The sequence below is a fragment of the Lentilactobacillus diolivorans DSM 14421 genome (assembly GCF_001434255.1).
Lineage (GTDB): Bacteria > Bacillota > Bacilli > Lactobacillales > Lactobacillaceae > Lentilactobacillus > Lentilactobacillus diolivorans.
The window spans coordinates 1-689 of sequence record NZ_AZEY01000027.1; the positions used below are offsets into that span (position 1 = coordinate 1).

Annotated in this window: 1 pseudogene; it reads left to right on the plus strand. The window is 44.8% G+C overall.

From position 1 onward, the window contains the following. Positions 1 to 689, plus strand: a pseudogene (locus tag FC85_RS16060) (IS5 family transposase); the annotation flags it as partial.

A 689-nucleotide genomic window follows, 5' to 3' on the forward strand; every position in this document is an offset into this window, starting at 1 on the left:
CCTCTACGAGGTCTTCTGTGCGGTCCTATATGTCTTGAAAACCGGTTGCCAATGGCGTCAAGTCCCCGGTGATTTCCCAGAATGGCGGTCAGTTTACAACTATTACAAAATTTGGTCAACTAAAGCTGAGCCTACGGCTGATTCTTTATTGGAACAAGTTTTAAAAAAATTGTCATTGCTCGGCGAACTTACCAAGGACGTTCAGCTTTAACTTCCTTTATTATCGTTGACGCTCAGAGCGTCAAAAACACCGCTACTGCTGAAAACAAAGGTTACGACGCTGGTAAGAAAATCTCGGGGATTAAGCGCCATCTGGCAGTTGATATCAATGGCTTTCCGCAGGCCATTCACATGACGCGAGCGAACGTCTCTGATCGAGACGGGGCCAGTGCAATGATCGCTTTACATGCCATGCATTTACGCCAGGTTCAAAATGTCTTAGTTGATGGTGGTTATTCAGGCGTTAATTTTCAGCTCGATGTAGCCAGTAATTTAAACGCAACCGTGCAGGTTGCGAAGCGCAATGAGTTGCATCGATTCGAAGTCATGCCCCAACGTTGGGTAGTCGAACGATCTTTTAGTTGGCTAGAGAATTGTCGGCGACTTTGGAAAAATTGTGAGCGTCAATTAACCACCAGTCTGCAAATGGTCGTTTTAGCGTTTTTAGCACTATTACTTAAGAGATTTTA